Source organism: Mesorhizobium sp. B4-1-1 (assembly GCF_006439375.1).
Taxonomy (GTDB): domain Bacteria; phylum Pseudomonadota; class Alphaproteobacteria; order Rhizobiales; family Rhizobiaceae; genus Mesorhizobium.
This window is the reverse complement of record NZ_VFTH01000018.1, coordinates 109,490-124,094: the sequence shown is the minus strand read 5'-3', so window position 1 is coordinate 124,094 and position 14,605 is coordinate 109,490. Positions and strand designations below refer to the sequence as shown.

15 protein-coding genes are annotated in these 14,605 nt (G+C 66.1%); 3 read left to right on the top strand and 12 right to left on the bottom strand.

Annotated features, from left to right (window positions below; all coding sequences use genetic code 11):
- Positions 1–118 precede the first annotated feature (118 nt).
- Positions 119–403, top strand: coding sequence for a hypothetical protein (locus FJW10_RS23205; protein ID WP_140901784.1), 285 nt, complete (start codon positions 119–121; stop codon positions 401–403).
- A gap of 33 nt (positions 404–436) precedes the next feature.
- Here FJW10_RS23205 and FJW10_RS23200 read toward each other — a convergent pair whose 3' ends face one another.
- The 12 genes from FJW10_RS23200 to exbB form a co-directional block, all read right to left on the bottom strand.
- On the bottom strand, positions 437–931 hold the full coding sequence (locus FJW10_RS23200; protein ID WP_140901783.1) for a hypothetical protein: 495 nt from the start codon (positions 929–931) through the stop codon (positions 437–439).
- 116 nt (positions 932–1,047) lie between these two features.
- Positions 1,048–2,442 (bottom strand): multicopper oxidase family protein, encoded by a 1,395-nt coding sequence (locus tag FJW10_RS23195; protein ID WP_140901782.1) that lies wholly within the window; start codon positions 2,440–2,442, stop codon positions 1,048–1,050.
- An 89-nt stretch (positions 2,443–2,531) separates the two neighbouring features.
- Complete coding sequence (locus FJW10_RS23190) at positions 2,532–4,352, bottom strand: ABC transporter ATP-binding protein (protein WP_140901781.1); 1,821 nt, start codon at positions 4,350–4,352, stop codon at positions 2,532–2,534.
- A complete protein-coding gene (locus tag FJW10_RS23185; RefSeq protein WP_140901780.1) occupies positions 4,349–5,293 on the bottom strand; it encodes an acetamidase/formamidase family protein in 945 nt (314 codons plus the stop codon). The genes FJW10_RS23190 and FJW10_RS23185 overlap by 4 nt, the downstream gene beginning before the upstream one ends.
- Positions 5,283–6,926, bottom strand: a complete 1,644-nt coding sequence (locus tag FJW10_RS23180; protein ID WP_140901779.1) for an ABC transporter substrate-binding protein — start codon at positions 6,924–6,926, stop codon at positions 5,283–5,285. The genes FJW10_RS23185 and FJW10_RS23180 overlap by 11 nt, the downstream gene beginning before the upstream one ends.
- A gap of 34 nt (positions 6,927–6,960) precedes the next feature.
- Positions 6,961–7,881, bottom strand: a complete 921-nt coding sequence (locus FJW10_RS23175) for an ABC transporter permease (RefSeq protein ID WP_140901778.1) — start codon at positions 7,879–7,881, stop codon at positions 6,961–6,963.
- Between the two features lie 13 nt (positions 7,882–7,894).
- The gene (locus FJW10_RS23170) at positions 7,895–8,800 is read right to left on the bottom strand and encodes an ABC transporter permease (RefSeq protein WP_140901777.1); all 906 of its coding nucleotides are present in this window, start codon (positions 8,798–8,800) and stop codon (positions 7,895–7,897) included.
- The gene (locus FJW10_RS23165; protein ID WP_140901776.1) at positions 8,778–9,380 is read right to left on the bottom strand and encodes an ANTAR domain-containing protein; all 603 of its coding nucleotides are present in this window, start codon (positions 9,378–9,380) and stop codon (positions 8,778–8,780) included. The genes FJW10_RS23170 and FJW10_RS23165 overlap by 23 nt, the downstream gene beginning before the upstream one ends.
- Entirely contained in the window at positions 9,377–10,471 is a 1,095-nt protein-coding gene (locus FJW10_RS23160; protein WP_140901775.1) for a transporter substrate-binding protein, read from the bottom strand. Before FJW10_RS23160 ends, FJW10_RS23165 begins: the two co-directional genes overlap by 4 nt.
- A gap of 152 nt (positions 10,472–10,623) precedes the next feature.
- The gene (locus FJW10_RS23155; protein WP_140901774.1) at positions 10,624–11,613 is read right to left on the bottom strand and encodes an energy transducer TonB; all 990 of its coding nucleotides are present in this window, start codon (positions 11,611–11,613) and stop codon (positions 10,624–10,626) included.
- The gene (gene exbD, locus FJW10_RS23150) at positions 11,610–12,113 is read right to left on the bottom strand and encodes a TonB system transport protein ExbD (protein ID WP_140901773.1); all 504 of its coding nucleotides are present in this window, start codon (positions 12,111–12,113) and stop codon (positions 11,610–11,612) included. The genes FJW10_RS23155 and exbD overlap by 4 nt, the downstream gene beginning before the upstream one ends.
- Positions 12,114–12,118: 5 nt before the next feature.
- Positions 12,119–13,075 carry a tonB-system energizer ExbB gene (gene exbB, locus FJW10_RS23145; protein WP_140901797.1) on the bottom strand — a complete coding sequence of 319 codons (957 nt, stop codon included), beginning with the start codon at positions 13,073–13,075 and terminating at the stop codon, positions 12,119–12,121.
- Between the two features lie 406 nt (positions 13,076–13,481).
- Here exbB and FJW10_RS23140 point away from each other — a divergent pair, with 406 nt between their 5' ends.
- Together FJW10_RS23140 and FJW10_RS30865 are read left to right on the top strand one after the other, a co-directional pair.
- Positions 13,482–14,156, top strand: coding sequence for an isochorismatase family cysteine hydrolase (locus FJW10_RS23140; RefSeq protein ID WP_140901772.1), 675 nt, complete (start codon positions 13,482–13,484; stop codon positions 14,154–14,156).
- A 128-nt stretch (positions 14,157–14,284) separates the two neighbouring features.
- Positions 14,285–14,599, top strand: coding sequence for an antibiotic biosynthesis monooxygenase (locus FJW10_RS30865; RefSeq protein ID WP_140901771.1), 315 nt, complete (start codon positions 14,285–14,287; stop codon positions 14,597–14,599).
- Positions 14,600–14,605: the final 6 nt, after the last annotated feature.

The window sequence follows — 14,605 nt, the reverse complement described above, 5'->3', positions numbered from 1 at the left end:
GGACCACGGGCTTCGCGCCGAACGAATTTCGGACCGTTCCAGGGAGCCCGTCGGCCCTTTCGCCGAGGGCCGTCGCGATCGAAGCCATTTGCGCGCAAGTGTTTCCAGACCAAAAGGTTTGGAAACGATCAGCCGGTTTCCGAGCCATTCCCGTGAAACAGACCAGGCGCATTTTCCGGGACCCGCCGCCGACATATCAGCCATTTCAATGGAGGACGTGCCAATGTCTGCGCTCGGAACCCTGCTCCGTTTCAGCCGCGCCATCATCCAGGCGCACAACAATGCCAAGGTCAGAAACCTGATGGATGTCCCTCCGCCCGAAACCCGCGGCCATATGGGCCGGCATGTTTCGCCCGATGCCTCCGAAAAAGAGCCTGGCGCCACTCAACCCGGAGGACGCTGACGCAAGCGGAGTCTCGAGCCGACCTAACCCCACTCATCGGGAGACCGCCGTCGCTTTGTGATTGCGTTGGCGCGCATACGCCACACAGGCATCCACCGTGCTGACGCAGAGCGCATCGATGCTGTTCGGCAGATTGTTGTCGCCGGCATAGGCAACCTCGGCGACATGACCGCCGATCATGCGGATCTGCGTGTTGCAATAGCCGCCAGGAGCGACGTTGACCGACCCTCCAACCGCGGGGATCGCCCCCACGGCCATCGTGGGCACAGCGATGCTGAGGTTGCCGCGTTGCACCGTGCGCTGATAGGTCCAGATATGGCCGGATGATCCCACATCGGCCGTCGCGGTCGGAAAGCCGGCGCACATGCGGACATCGGCCTCGCTTAGACCGACCATCTCCTTGCGGGCCGCAGCCGTGGTGGCGTCGATCTTCGCGATGCTCGACCTATCGTCGGGGATGACGCAGGACGACAGGATGAAGATGCCTGCCGCGACAAAGGCAAGTTTTCGAATACGCCAGGATGTCATGCCGTCGGTCGGAGTTGTACGCCGCCCCGGCGCCCTCCTGCCTACCTAGGCAATCGACCAAAGGCGTCAACCCGAGATAAGTGCGGAATGCCCGGCGCCTTCCCGCGCCGATGCGCTCATACCACCCGCAGATAGCTCGTCATGCCGGTCTTCTGGTGCTCGATGATGTGGCAATGCAGCAGCCAGTCGCCGGGATTGTCGGCGACGAAGCCGAGCTGCACCTTCTCGTCGGGCTGGATGAGATATGTGTCGGAAACGAACGGCTGGACGGCTCTGGTCGATGACGACAGCACCTTGAAGCTCAGGCCGTGCAAATGGATCGGGTGCGCGTGCGGCGTGAGGTTCTCCATGTCGATGATGTAGCTGCGGCCGAGTTTCAGTTCGGCGAGCGGCGCCGTCGGGTCAGGCGTGTCGCCCGGCCACGGCACCTTGTTGATCGCCCAGAAACTGTAGCCGAGCGAGCCGCAAATGCCGTCGGCCGCGACGTTTTCGGCCGTGGCGCTCAGCGCCAGCGGAATCCGCTTGGCGCCGGCAAGGTCTACCTCCGCCACCGGATTGGCTTCGAGCGGGCCGAGATCGCGCAGATCGTGCTTCAGCGATTTGCCGACCGAGCGCAGCGTCGCCAGGATTTTCGGCTTGGTGCCCCGGACGTCGCGCAGGCTGACGATCGCGCCCTCCTCGTCGGGCATGCGGATGGCAAGCTCGAGCCGCTGGCCGGGTCCCAGTTGCAGCGCATCCGGCGTGAACCGTTGCGGCACCGGGTTGCCGTCGAGCGCTATGACCGTCGCCTCGGCGCCGTCGACGCGGAAGGCATAGATGCGGGTGACGTCGGTGATGGCCGCCCTAAGCCGCACCAGCCCGCCGGCCGGCGCATCGAATTGCGGCTGGTCGAGCCAGTTGGCGGTGCGCACGGTGCCGAAAGTGCCGGCCTTGGCCGCGTCGCGCGGCCTGAACGGCTCGATGAACTGGCCGTCGTCGCCAAGCCGCCAGTCGCGCAGGTTGACGACCATCTCGACATCGAAGACCGGGTCGTTCGGGTTCTCGACCACGATCACGCCGGTCAGGCCGTGCCCCATCTGGATCAGCGTGTTGCAATGCGGGTGATACCAGAACGTGCCGGCGTCGGGCGGCGAAAACGCGTAGTCGAAACCGTCGCCCTGATAGACATAGGGCTGCACCAGGAACGGCACGCCGTCCATCTTGTTGGGAACGCGGATGCCATGCCAGTGGATGGTCGTCGGATCGTCGATGCCGTTGATCAACCGCGCGGCGAACGGCTCGCCCTTCCTCATCCTGACGACCGGCGGCATGCCCGCTTCGCCGTAGGTCAGCACATTCTTCGTCGGCGCGCCGTCCATCAGCCGCGCCTCGATGCTCGCGGTCCTCAGGACCAGCGGCTCGGGCTTCGGCGCCGCCCAGCCGGCAAACTTGCCGGCGGCCGAGAGGCCGATACCGGCCGCGCCGGCAGCCGCGGCGCCTTGCAGGAGTTTGCGGCGTGTGAGGGCCGACATTGGATTCCCAAATAGATGAGTGGCTGCCTCAGGCTTTACCACCATTCGCGCCGTTCCCGAAACGGACAGATCGCCGCTCCGGGTGCCTGTCAATCCGCGACCGCGGCGAGATGTCCGTCGCCAAAGTCCTTGAGCACCAGTTTTGAGACGCTTTCGCCGATCCGCCGCGTAGCACTGGGAATTTCGCGGTCGAGACGGGAAAAGCGTGTCCGGCGTCGTGACGGATCGGGAACCGGCACCGCCTCGATAAGGCGCCGCGTGTAGGGATGGCGCGGGTTGGAAAAGACCTGGTCGCGGCTGCCGATCTCGACGATCTGGCCGAGATACATGACGGCGACGCGGTCCGAGATGTTCTCGACGACTGCCATGTCATGCGAGATGAAGAGATAGGCGACGCCGAATTCGCGTTGCAGCTCCTTCAAAAGATCGAGCACGCGCGCCTGCACCGAGACATCGAGGGCCGACACGCTCTCGTCGGCGATGATCAGCTTCGGCCTCAGCGCCAGCGCCCGGGCGATGCAGATGCGCTGGCGCTGGCCGCCGGAAAATTCATGCGGATAGAGCTCCATCTGTGCCGCCGACAGGCCGACCCGCTCGAACAGAGCAGCCACTTGGCTCTGGCGTTCCTGCCGTGAGCCGATGCCGTGGATCAGAAGCGGCTCGGCCACCAGATCTCCGACGCGCATGCGCGGATCGAGCGAAGCGTAAGGATCCTGGAACACCATCTGCACGTCGCGGCGCACCGCCTTGCGCGCGTCGCCGCCAAGCCCGGAGAGCTCGCGGCCGCCGATCGTCACGCCGCCGGTATAGGGCACGAGGCCGGCCAGCGCCTTGGCGGTGGTGGACTTGCCGCAGCCGGATTCGCCGACCAGCGCCAGCGTCTCGTTGGGCGCGATCGAGAAGGAGACGCCCTCGACGGCGTGTACTCGCCGGTTGACGCGGCCGAAGAAGCCGCCGCGCAGGTCGAAGCGGACATGGAGGTCGTTCACCACCGCCACCTTGTCCTGCCCGGTTGCGTCGGTTGCCCCTCCCGTGACGCGCCGACCGGCGCCCGAGCCGATGCGCGGAACGGCGGCCAGCAATTCTTGCGTATAGGCGGCCCGCGGCCTGGCGAAAATGTCGGCGATGGCGCCTTCCTCGACCATGCGGCCGTTGCGCATGACGATGACCCGATCGGCCATTTCAGCGACGACGCCCATGTCGTGGGTGATGAGGATCACGCTGGTGCCGTGCTGGCGCTGCAGGTCGCGCAGCAGCTCCAGCACCTCGCCCTGGACCGTGACGTCGAGCGCCGTCGTCGGCTCGTCGGCGATGAGCACGTCGGGCTCCAGCGCCAGCGCCATGGCGATCATCACCCGCTGGCGCATGCCGCCCGACAATTCGTGCGGAAACTGCTTCAGCCGGCTTTCGGCTTCGGAAATTCGAACCGCCTTCAGCGCCTCGACCGCGCGCCGTTGCGCCTCGGCGTGGGAAAGGCCGGTATGCGCCTCGATCGATTCGGTGAGTTGCCGGCCGATCGACAGCACCGGATTGAGCGACGTCATCGGCTCCTGGAAAATCATGGCGATGCGATCGCCGCGAATGCCGCGCATGCGGCGCTCGTCGAGCGCCGTCAGTTCGATGGCACTGCCATCCTTGTCGAAGAGCCGGATCGTCCCGGAAGCGATGCGGCCGGCCGGCTGCGGCAGGAGTTGCATGATCGCCAGCGCCGTCATCGACTTGCCGGAACCGGACTCGCCGGCGATGCACAGCGTCTCGCCGCGTCTTAGCGACAGCGACAGGCCGGACACCACTTCGCGCTCGCCGTCCTCGCCGCGCACACCAACGCAGAGGCCGGTGATTTCGAGCACCGGCCCCGCGGCCGCCTTTGCGACGGCGTCAGCGTGTTCGTCGACCACGACTGCGCTCATTCAAACACGCAGCGCGGGAAGTAGAACGACACCACCCAGTTCGGCATGTCGACGATCTCGCTGATCCTGAGATCGCCGCAGACCGAGACCAGCATGTAGGCATCGACCGGGTCGAGCTTGTAACGGGCGGACAGCAGGTCGACCATCTGGCTGACTGCCTCCCTGGCTCCGGCCATCAGGTCCGGTCCGATGCCCGTCGTCACCTCGTAGCCCTTGGCGTCGAGATGCCGCGTCACCGGGCCGGGCGTGGTGAAACGCGGCGTCTTCAGCCGCGCGTCCTTCACCAGGTCGAGCTTCAGCACGACGTCCATCGGGCTCTCGATCGCCGTGCCGCATACCTCGCCGTCGCCTTGCGCGGCATGGGTGTCGCCGACCGAGAACAGCGCGCCGGGCACTTCCACCGGCAGATAGAGAATGGTGCCCGCGGCAAGGTCGCGGATGTCGAGATTGCCGCCGACACGCCGTGGCGGCACCACCGAATGCCGGCCCATCTCGGCCAACGCGTTGCCGATGGTGCCGGCGAACGGTTTCAGCGGCACGCGGGCGTTCGTCCCGAACAACGCCGGCTCGAGCGAGGCGGCGTCGTATCTCCAGATGTTGAGCGCCGGTTCCTTGAAGTCGTCGGCGAGCAGGCCGAAGCCCGGGATGTTCGCCGTCCAGCCGAAGCCGGACGGTTTGAAGAGCTCGATCGTCACCTTCAGCGCATCGCCGGGCTCGGCACCCTCGACGAAGATCGGCCCGGTCACCGGATTGACCTTGGAGAAGTCGAGCCGGGCCACGTCGGCGACCGTGCTGTCGGCCTGGAGCTGGCCGCCCGCCGCGTCGAGGCACTGGAACTCGAGCGTCGAACCGGGCGCCACCCGTTCGGCCGGGGCGAAGGAATTGTCCCAGCCGAAATGGTGATGGCGTCCGTGGATGGTGTAGTCGCAGTTACTGCACATCTTTCACATACACATTGTCGTAGTTGATCGGGATATGGACCGGGTCGACATAGAGATTGTCGGCGCCGCCCATGCGGGCTGATTTCAGCGTGAAGCGCTGCTCGTTGAAGACCGGCGCCCAGGGCGCGTCCTCCATGATCTTGTCATAGATCGCGCTCCACATCTTCTCGCGTTCGTCGGACTTGGCCGGGTCGACGACGGAATCCGCCTCGGCCGCCTTGGCGTCGAGGTCCTTGTTGCAATACCACGACCAGTTCCAGCCGCCCGGCACAGCGCCGGCGCAACCGAGGATCGGGCCGTAGAAATTGGAGGGATCCGGGAAGTCGGCGATCCAGGCCATGCCGCCCGACCAGATCATCGGCGCGCCGGCCTTGTCGCCGCCGGCGGCGATCACATTGGCCTGGGCCAGCGACTGGATGCTGGCCTTGATGCCGATGGCCGCCAGATCCTGCTGGATCGCCTGGGCGATGCGCGGATTGGGATCGGTGTTCATGGCGAAGAGCTGCGTCTCGAAGCCGTCGGGGTGGCCGGCTTCGGCAAGCAGGGCCTTGGCCTTGGCGACGTCATAGGCATAGCCCTTGAACGCCTTGTCGTAGCCGGGCATCGAGGGCGGCAGCGGCTGGTTGGCCGGCACCGCGCGATTGTTGATCATCTGGACGATGCGGCCCTTGTTGATCGCCATGTTGACGGCCTGGCGCACCTTGACATTATCGAAGGGCGCCATGGTGGTGTTCATGGTGACGTAGCCGGTGTGCAGCTGTCCGCCCACCACGACGCGCGCCTTCTGCTCCGGATCGTTCATCACCTCCTGGAACTTGGCCGGCGGAATGCCGTCGCCGGGCACGTCGATCTCGCCCTTCTGCAGGCGCAGCAGCGCCACGATCGGCTCCTGGCCGATCTCGAAGGTGATCTTGTCGAGATGCGGCAGGCCCTTGTGCCAATAATCGGGATTGCGCTCGAAGACGATGCGCTGGCCGAGCGTCCATTCGGCGAGCTTGAAGGCGCCGGTGCCGACCGGATGCTTGCCGAAATCGGCGCCGTACTTCTCGACCTCCTCCTTCGGCACGACATGCGAAAAGTTGATCGCCATGACATGCAGGAAGGTGGCGTCCGGCCGGGTCAGCTCGAACTTGATCGTGTAGGGGTCGACCACGGTGACGCCGGAGAGGCCTTCCGCCTTGCCGGCGGCGACATCGTCATAGCCGTTGATCGAGCCGAAAAAGCCGGCGCCCGGGCTCTGCGTCTTCGGGTTGGTGACGCGGTCGAGCGAATATTTGACGTCGTCGGCGGTCATCTCGCGGCCGTTGTGGAACTTCACGCCATGGCGCAGCTTGAAGGTGAAGGTCTTGCCGTCGGGCGAGATCTCGTAGCTTTCGGCGAGATCGGGCTTGAGCTTGGTCGTGCCGGGCTCATAGTCCATCAGCCCGTCGAACAGGCTCTTGATCATCGACCAGTTCTGCCAGTCATAGCCGATCGCCGGGTCGAGGGTCGCGACATCGTCCTTGTAGGTGATGGTGATGGCGCCGCCCTGCTTGATGTTCGGGTCGACCGCGTCCTCGGCGCGCGCGCTTGCCATGCCGAGCATCAGCACAAGCGCCGATGCCGCGACGGTGGATGCGAGAAACGTTTTCATTTTTATGTTCCCTTTCTCTGTTCGGTTTTCATTTTCATCTGAGTTTAATCCGGGGGTCGATGAAGGGGGCGATGATGTCGGCGAGAAGGTTGCCGAGCACGATGGCGAAGGCCGAGACCAGGGTGACGCCCATGATGATCGGGACGTCGACACGCTGGATGGCCTGCCAGGCCAACTGGCCGATGCCGGGCCAGCCGAACACGCTTTCGACCACCACGATGCCGCCCATGAAGATGCCGACGTCGATGCCGATCATGGCGACGACCGGCAGGATGGCGTTGGGCAGCGCGTGACGAAACAGGATGGCGCCGCGTGCCAGCCCCTTGGCGCGAGCGGTTCGCATATAGTCCTGGCGCAGCACGTCGATCATCGACGAGCGCATCATGCGCGCGTACCAGCCGGCGCCGAGTATGCCCATGGTCAGCGACGGCAGCACGAGGTGGCGCCAACTGCCGTAGCCGCCGATCGGGAACCAGCCGAGCCTGACGGCGAAGACGTAGAGCAGCAAAAGGCCGACGACGAATTGCGGCGCCGAGACGCCGACGAAGGAGGCGACCATCAAGGTCTGGTCGGTGGCGGTGCCGCGCCTGACGGCGGCGATCAGCCCCATGGTGAGGCCGATGGCCAGCTCGCTCAGGATGGCGCCGACCATCAGCAGCAGGCTGGCCGGCAGCCGCGAGACGATGAGTTCGGTGACTTCCGAGCGCTGGATGTAGGAGCGGCCGAGATCGCCACTGACGAGCCTCGTGAGATAGTGCCAGTACTGGACGATGAAGGGCTGGTCGAGTCCGAGCTGGCGTCGGATGTTCTCCACCGTTTCGGGGGTGGCGCTGCGCCCGGCGATCTGGCGCACCGGATCGGCCGGCAAAAGATAGAGCAGCGCGAAGGTGATCAGCGAGACGCCGAGCAGGATGAGCAGCGACTGGATGAGCCGGCGGCCGAGATAGGCGATCATGACCGGTCCCCCATTATTCCCGGCCCCTCTGCGTCGGGTCGAGGATGTCGCGCAGCGCGTCGCCGATCAGGTTGAAGGCCAGCGCGAGCGCCAGGATCGCGGCGCCCGGGAAGAACACCAGCCAGGGCGCCGCCTGGAAATAGGTCTGGTTCTCGAAGATGATGTTGCCCCACGATGCCGTCGGCGGCTGCACGCCGATGCCGAGATAGCTGAGCGTGGCTTCGAGCAGCACCGTGGTCGAGATGCCAAGCGTGCCCCAGACGATGATGGTCGGCAGGAGATGCGGCAGGATGTGGCGGATGAGGATACGCGGCGCGCTCGCCCCTATCGTGCGCTCGGCATCGATGAACTCGCGTTCGGAGAGCGACGAGGTTTCGGTGTAGATGACGCGCGCGGTCTGCACCCAGTTGACCAGCGCGATCACCATGGCGACGATCCAGAGGCTCGGCTCGAACACCGCCGCCAGGCAAATGGCTAAAAGCAGCGCGGGAAAGGCCATCATCAGGTCGGTGAAGCGCATCAGCGCGCTGCCGATCCAGCCGCGGAAATAACCCGCCGTGACGCCAACCAGCGTGCCGATCAGAAGCGCCACGCCGTTGGCGACGATGCCGATGATCAGCGAGGTGCGGGCGCCGAACAGGATGCGGGTCAACAGGTCGCGGCCGAGCAGGTCGGTGCCCAGCCAGAACTTGGCGTTCGGCGGCAAAGGCGAGCCTTCGAGCGTCAGGCCGTCGAACATCTGCTCGTTGGGATCGTAGCCGGTCAGCCATGGCGCGAGGATGGCGCCGGCAAGCACGATGGCGATAATGAACAGCCCGAGCAGCGCCAGCGGCCGCCTGACCAGCCGGCGCCAGACGCCGGCGCGCGGCTTTGCCGGCATCCGGCCCGCCGAAAGGTCAGGCGCGATGGGATTGGTCATCGCCGCCCTCCGCTTCCGTCATCGCCACGATGCGCCGGGCCGCTTCCTCGACGCTGATCTGCCAGTTCATCGCCAGCGATCTGAGCTGCGCGTAGGCGCGGTCGTCGTCGCCGCCTTTCGACAATGCCGCGACCGCGCGCACGATGGTCTGGCGCTCGCCGACGCGCTGGCGCAGCGACGCGATCTCGCCGGCAAGCTGCCTGCGCGCCTCGAAACTCTGCCGGGCGATGAGCAGCGCGCTGTAGACGCCAGCGGTCCCGACAGGTTTCAGCAATTGCGCATCGGCCTTGTGCGACAGCGCCCATTCGATGCGGCCCGGCGCCTCCGAGCCGATCAGCGCCACCAGCGGCATCGGCGCCTCGCCGGGCTTCCACGGGAACTGCTCGTCGAAGCCAAGGTCGGCGTCGAAGAACACGAAATCCGCCGCGAGCGACTCCGCCGGCAGATGCGGCCAGCACTCGACCGCCGCGAGGCCGATCGCCGACAACTGCCTGGTGATCGCCTGCACCGTGGTGTGCGGACGATGCAGCACGAACGCCTTGGCGCCGCCGAGATTGGGGATGCGCGCGGCGCGGCTCACGACACCACCCTGAGCCGCGGACGGCCGAAGACCTTGGCCGGATCGTAGCGCGAAAGATAGGGATCGGGCCCCACCTCTTCCTCGCGGCTGACCACCTCGAAGAAGCCGTCGGCAATACGCCCGATGATCACCGGCAGAGTCGCATGCTGGGTGTGCGGATCGATGGCGATCGGCCCGAGGCGGGTCGAGAAGCGGCGCTCGGCGAAAGCTTTCGAGAATTCCGCCGGGCCGGCGTCCGGGTTGCCGGCAAGCACGTCCGCCATCACCTGCACCGAGGCATAGGCGGAGGCTTCGAAGGACGAGGCGAAGGCAGCCGGGCGCGGCGCGAAATAGGGTCCGGCCGACAGATGGCCCTTGCCCGTTTCGCCGATCGCCGGCAGCTCGCCCTCGGTGAGATTGCACGAAATCACCGGGCAGGTGCCAGGCTTGAAGGCCGCATCCTCGCGTCCCAGGTCGCGATAGGCGGCGAGGAAAGAATAGGACGAGGTGCCGATCAGGTTGTTGAGGATGAAATTCGGCCGCGTGACGCGGATTTCGTCGATCAGGCGCGAAACGTCGGTCTCGCCGATGCGCAGATAGCGTTCGCCGAGCACCTTGCCGCCGGCGTCGGCGATCAGGTCGCGCGCGACGCGGTTCATCTCCCAGCCCCATATGTAGTTCGAGCCGAGCAGGAAGCCGTTGGCGCCGAAACGCGGCGCGACATGAGCCATCAGCGGCACCAGATGCTGGTTCGGGCAGGCATGCATGTAGACGACATGCTCGTTGGCCTCGAAGCCTTCATACGGGCAGGCGTACCAGAGCATGCCGCCCGCCTTCTCCAGCACGGGAATCGTCTCCTTGCGGCTCCAGGAGGTGATGCAGCCGACGACATGGCGGGCGCTGCTGGTGCGGAAGATGTCTTCGCAGAGCGTCGCGTAGCGGTCGGCATTGCTTTGCGGATCGCGCTCGACCGGGACGAGTTCGATGCCTTGCGCGCGATCGGCGTTGATGTCGGCGATCGCCCGCATCGCCCCCAGCCGGCAGGCGTCGGAGACGAGCTGGTAGCTCCCTGACCGGGAATAGAGGATGCCGATCTCGATACGTCGTTTCAAGCAAGGCCCCAAAAATGAAAAAGCCCCGCAGCCAGCGCCGGATGGGCGAGGCATACGAGGCATTCTTGCCGCCCGGCGACCAAAGCCGGTATTTTCGCGGGCTACCCTATTCCGTACCGCCCGTCAGTCAAGCCTGAAAGTCGAACGGCCATCTAGTCCCGCAGGCTGAACACGAAGGGCGCAGTGCGGGTGACGCGCGCGCCGAGCTCCGCCGGCGGCGCCGGCACCGAGGCGCCCTGCAAGGCGCCGAGGGCCGCGCGGTCGAGATCGCCGTCGCCCGAGGATCGCGCCAGTCGGGCCGAGACCACCCTGCCGGAGGTGTCGACCGTGAAGGTCACGCTCGGCGTGCCCTCGGCCCGCCTGGAGCGCGCCGCGCTCGGATAGCGGGTGTGCCGCCTGATCCATGCCGCCAGGCTGGAATTCCAGCGCGACGGGCTGACGCTCGAGCGCGGCGCCGCATTCGAGGACAGGGGCGCGGCCGCCTTCGCCGCCGCCTTGGCGTCGATGCTGGCGGTAGTTGTCGCCTTGGGTGGAGGCGCCCTTTCCTTCCTGACCCGTTCCTTCGATTTTCCGACCGGTTTCTTCTCGGCCTTCTTCCTGGGTTCGGCCGGCTTTTGCACCCTCACTTGTGCTTCCACCAGTTTCGGTTGCGGCGGCGGAATGACGACGTCCGGGGCGATCGCCTCGACAGGGTCCGGCACGACCTCGTCCAGCGGCTTCTGCTCGCTCAGCGCGGCAATGGCCTGTTCCGCCAGCGCGGCCTGCTCGGCTTCTTGCGTATCGTCGGCATCGGATGGCTGTTCGGCCACGGGCTCGGCCTGTTCCACAGCCGGCACCGGGTCGGTTGCCGGTTTTACGCCGACAGGCTTTTCCGTGTCCGCCGCATCGGGCGGCTCCGGTGTCACCATGTCCAGCATCGCCGCCTCTTCCGGCACGGCGGGCGCGATCGCCAGCGGTGCCATCTCGACCGCCAGCGCCGGCGGCGGACCACCATCCTGCATCTCGGCGAAACTCAGGTTCTGCACCGCATAGGCGACCGCCACATGGGCGGCCAGAATGATCGCGGCGGCGCTCGTCCACAGGCCGGCCTCAGGCGCGCCGAAGCGCGGCTGGGAAATCCGGGAGCGGGCGGCGACCGTCATGGCGCCGAGTTTCCGCCCGGCGCCGGGACGAGGTTCGCGCCGGCCGCAGGCATTTCGGGCACGGCCCGCCCGCCGGCATCGTCAGCTGTTTCGAGGCCGACCAGCGCGACCTTGAGATAGCCGGCGCGGCGCAGCAGGTTCATGACTTCCATCAGGTCGCCATAGTCGACCGTCTTGTCGGCGCGCAGGAAGATGCGTGTCTGCTTGTCGCCCTTGGTGCGGCTGTCGAGCACGCCGGCAAAGGCCGGACGGGGCACGCTGTCATTGCCGATCGCCAGCGTGAGATCGGTTTTCAAAGTCAAGAACAGCGGTGTCTCGGGTCGCGGCGCCGGCGTTGCCGTCGATCCGGGCAGGTCGACATTGACGTCGACGGTGGCGAGCGGCGCCGCGACCATGAAGATGATCAACAGCACCAGGATGACGTCGATGAATGGCGTGACGTTGATGTCGTGGCTTTCCTCGAGATCGTCGCCGGCAGTCTCGCGAATCCGCGCCGCCATCGCCGTTACTCCGCCGCCATGGCGGTTGCCGGCGGCACTGTGCGGAAATCGAGGTCGCGGCTCACCAGCCGCTCGACGCCGGCTGAGGCGTCGGCCAGGATCTGCCTGTAGCCGGCTATCGAGCGCGCGAAGACGTTGTAGATGACGACCGCCGGAATGGCCGCGACAAGGCCCATGGCGGTCGCAAGCAGCGCCTCGGCGATGCCGGGCGCCACGACCGCCAGATTGGTGGTCTGCGCCCGCGAGATGCCGATGAAGGCGTTCATGATGCCCCAGACGGTGCCGAACAGGCCCACGAAGGGCGCCGTCGAACCGATGGTGGCGAGCAGGCCGGTGCCGCGCGACATGCGCCGGGCCGCCGCCGCCTCGATGCGCGCAAGCCTGGAGGCGACGCGTTCCTTCAGGCCATCGCCGGAGGCATGGTCGAGCGCGCCGGCCGAAAGCGTCCTTTCTTCTTCCGCCGCCCGCACCAGAAGCGCGGCCGGGCCGCCGCTGTGGCCAAGCGCGCGGCCGGCTTGCATCAGCGTCGCGGCGTTGCCGATCGCGGCGGCGGCGCGGCGGGCGCTCAGCTTGCCGCCGAACACCTCCAGCGACTTGGCGAGCCAGATGGTCCAGGTGACCAGGGAAGCGAAGGCCAGTCCGACCATCACCGCCTTCACGACGATGTCGGCATTCATGAACATGCCCCAGGGCGAAAGGTCATGCGGCAGCGCCAGCGAGATGGAGCGCTCTTCGCCTGTGGCGCTGTTCGGGGCCGGCTGGATGCCCGGTTCCACGGGCGTGGCGACGGCCGCCCGCGCCGCCGGCATTTGCAGGGCCGGAGCGACCGGTGCTTGCGCTGCCGGAGCCTGCCCGAGGGGAGCCAGCACGGCGGGCGCCGCCGGCTGTTCCTGCGCCTTGGCGAGGCCGGCCGAAAGAATGAGGGACGCGGCCAGCGCCGCGAAAAGACCGTTTCGGGACAAGGCTCGTCCTCGCTTCATCATTGCACATATCCGATCGGCTGGCAGGGTGGACTTGTCCGAGCCGTTGTGGCCGACAAGGCGGTAGACGCGCGAACGGCGCAGCTCGAGCGAAACTGGACCGAGCAGCGTGCGTCCGCCGACGGCGAAGCGCACGGCGTCGACATGAAAGCCTGTCCCCGCTCCGGCCAACATCTGCCTCCAACGCAGCGGCCGCCATCCAAGGCAGGTGCCATGCGGCCGATGCCGGTTGACTATGAAACATGACTTTGCAAGTCAACTATAAAGATGATTGCGATTATCAACAATTGCAACGCGTTCCCCGATATCGGTTCGGCACGCTGCAAGGTCTGGACGGCAAGGCAGTTGCTGGGCACGATGCGCGCACAACAACCAAGGCAGGCGGCCGATGATCAAGGCGATACCCTTCGACTTTCCCTATGACGGCAGGCTGGAGCCGCAGCATACGGCGCTGCTGGTGATCGACCTGCAGGAGGATTTCCTGTCGCCGACGGGCTATTTCGCCAGGAAAGGCTACGATCCATCGCCGCTGAGAGCCATCCTGCCGGCGGTCAACCGGCTGATCGAAGCCGCTCGAACCGCCGGCCTAACCATCATCCACACCAGGCAAGGCTATCGCGCCGACATGGCCGACATGACGCCTTACGAAAAATGGCGCCGCAAGCGGGCTGGCCTCGACGGCACCGACGTCCTGCTGCGTTCCGGCCCGGGCTTCCAGATCTCCGCCGACATCGACGTGGCGCCGCAGGACCTCATCATCGACAAGACCTGCAACAGCGCCTTCACCTATACGGATCTGGAGCTCGTTTTGCGGGCGCGCGGCATCACGCATCTCCTGTTCACCGGCTGCACGACGGATGTCTGCGTGCACACCACATTGCGCGAGGCCTGCGACCGCAACTTCCAGTGCCTGACGATTTCGGACGCCTGCGCCAGCGGCGACCAGTACGCTCACGAAGCAGCGCTGCATATGGTGACGGTCGAGGACGGCGTCTTCGGCGCGCTGGCGGATTCGGCGGCAGTCATTGCCGCGTTACGGCAACTCGCGGGCGCAATGCGCTGAGGATTTCGTGGTTTCATCGAAATTTTTTCGCCCCATCGTTCCGTTTTCGGTTTTGGCTTCGTCTTGAGGGTCGTAACGGGTGCGAGAGCCGCGACGGCCTCCGCCATCAGGACAAACGGAGCCAAGCCATGTCGACCACAGTGACCCTGATCAACGTCTTCACCGCCAAGCCGGGCAAGCAGCAGGAACTCGCCAACACGCTTGCCGAAGGAACGCGAACCTTCTTCAGCAAGCAGCCGGGCTCGCTGTCGTCGTCGGTGGTCGTCGGCGGCGACGGCAGCAAGGTCGCCAATATCTCGCAATGGCGTTCGGCGGAGGACATCGCCGCCTTCCGCGGCGATCCCCGCTTCTCCGATTACATGAGGAGCATCATCGAGCTGGCCGCCGGCGAGAGCATGATGGGTCACACGACCTATTCCCATACGGGCGGGACCGAAGACTAGGAGGTT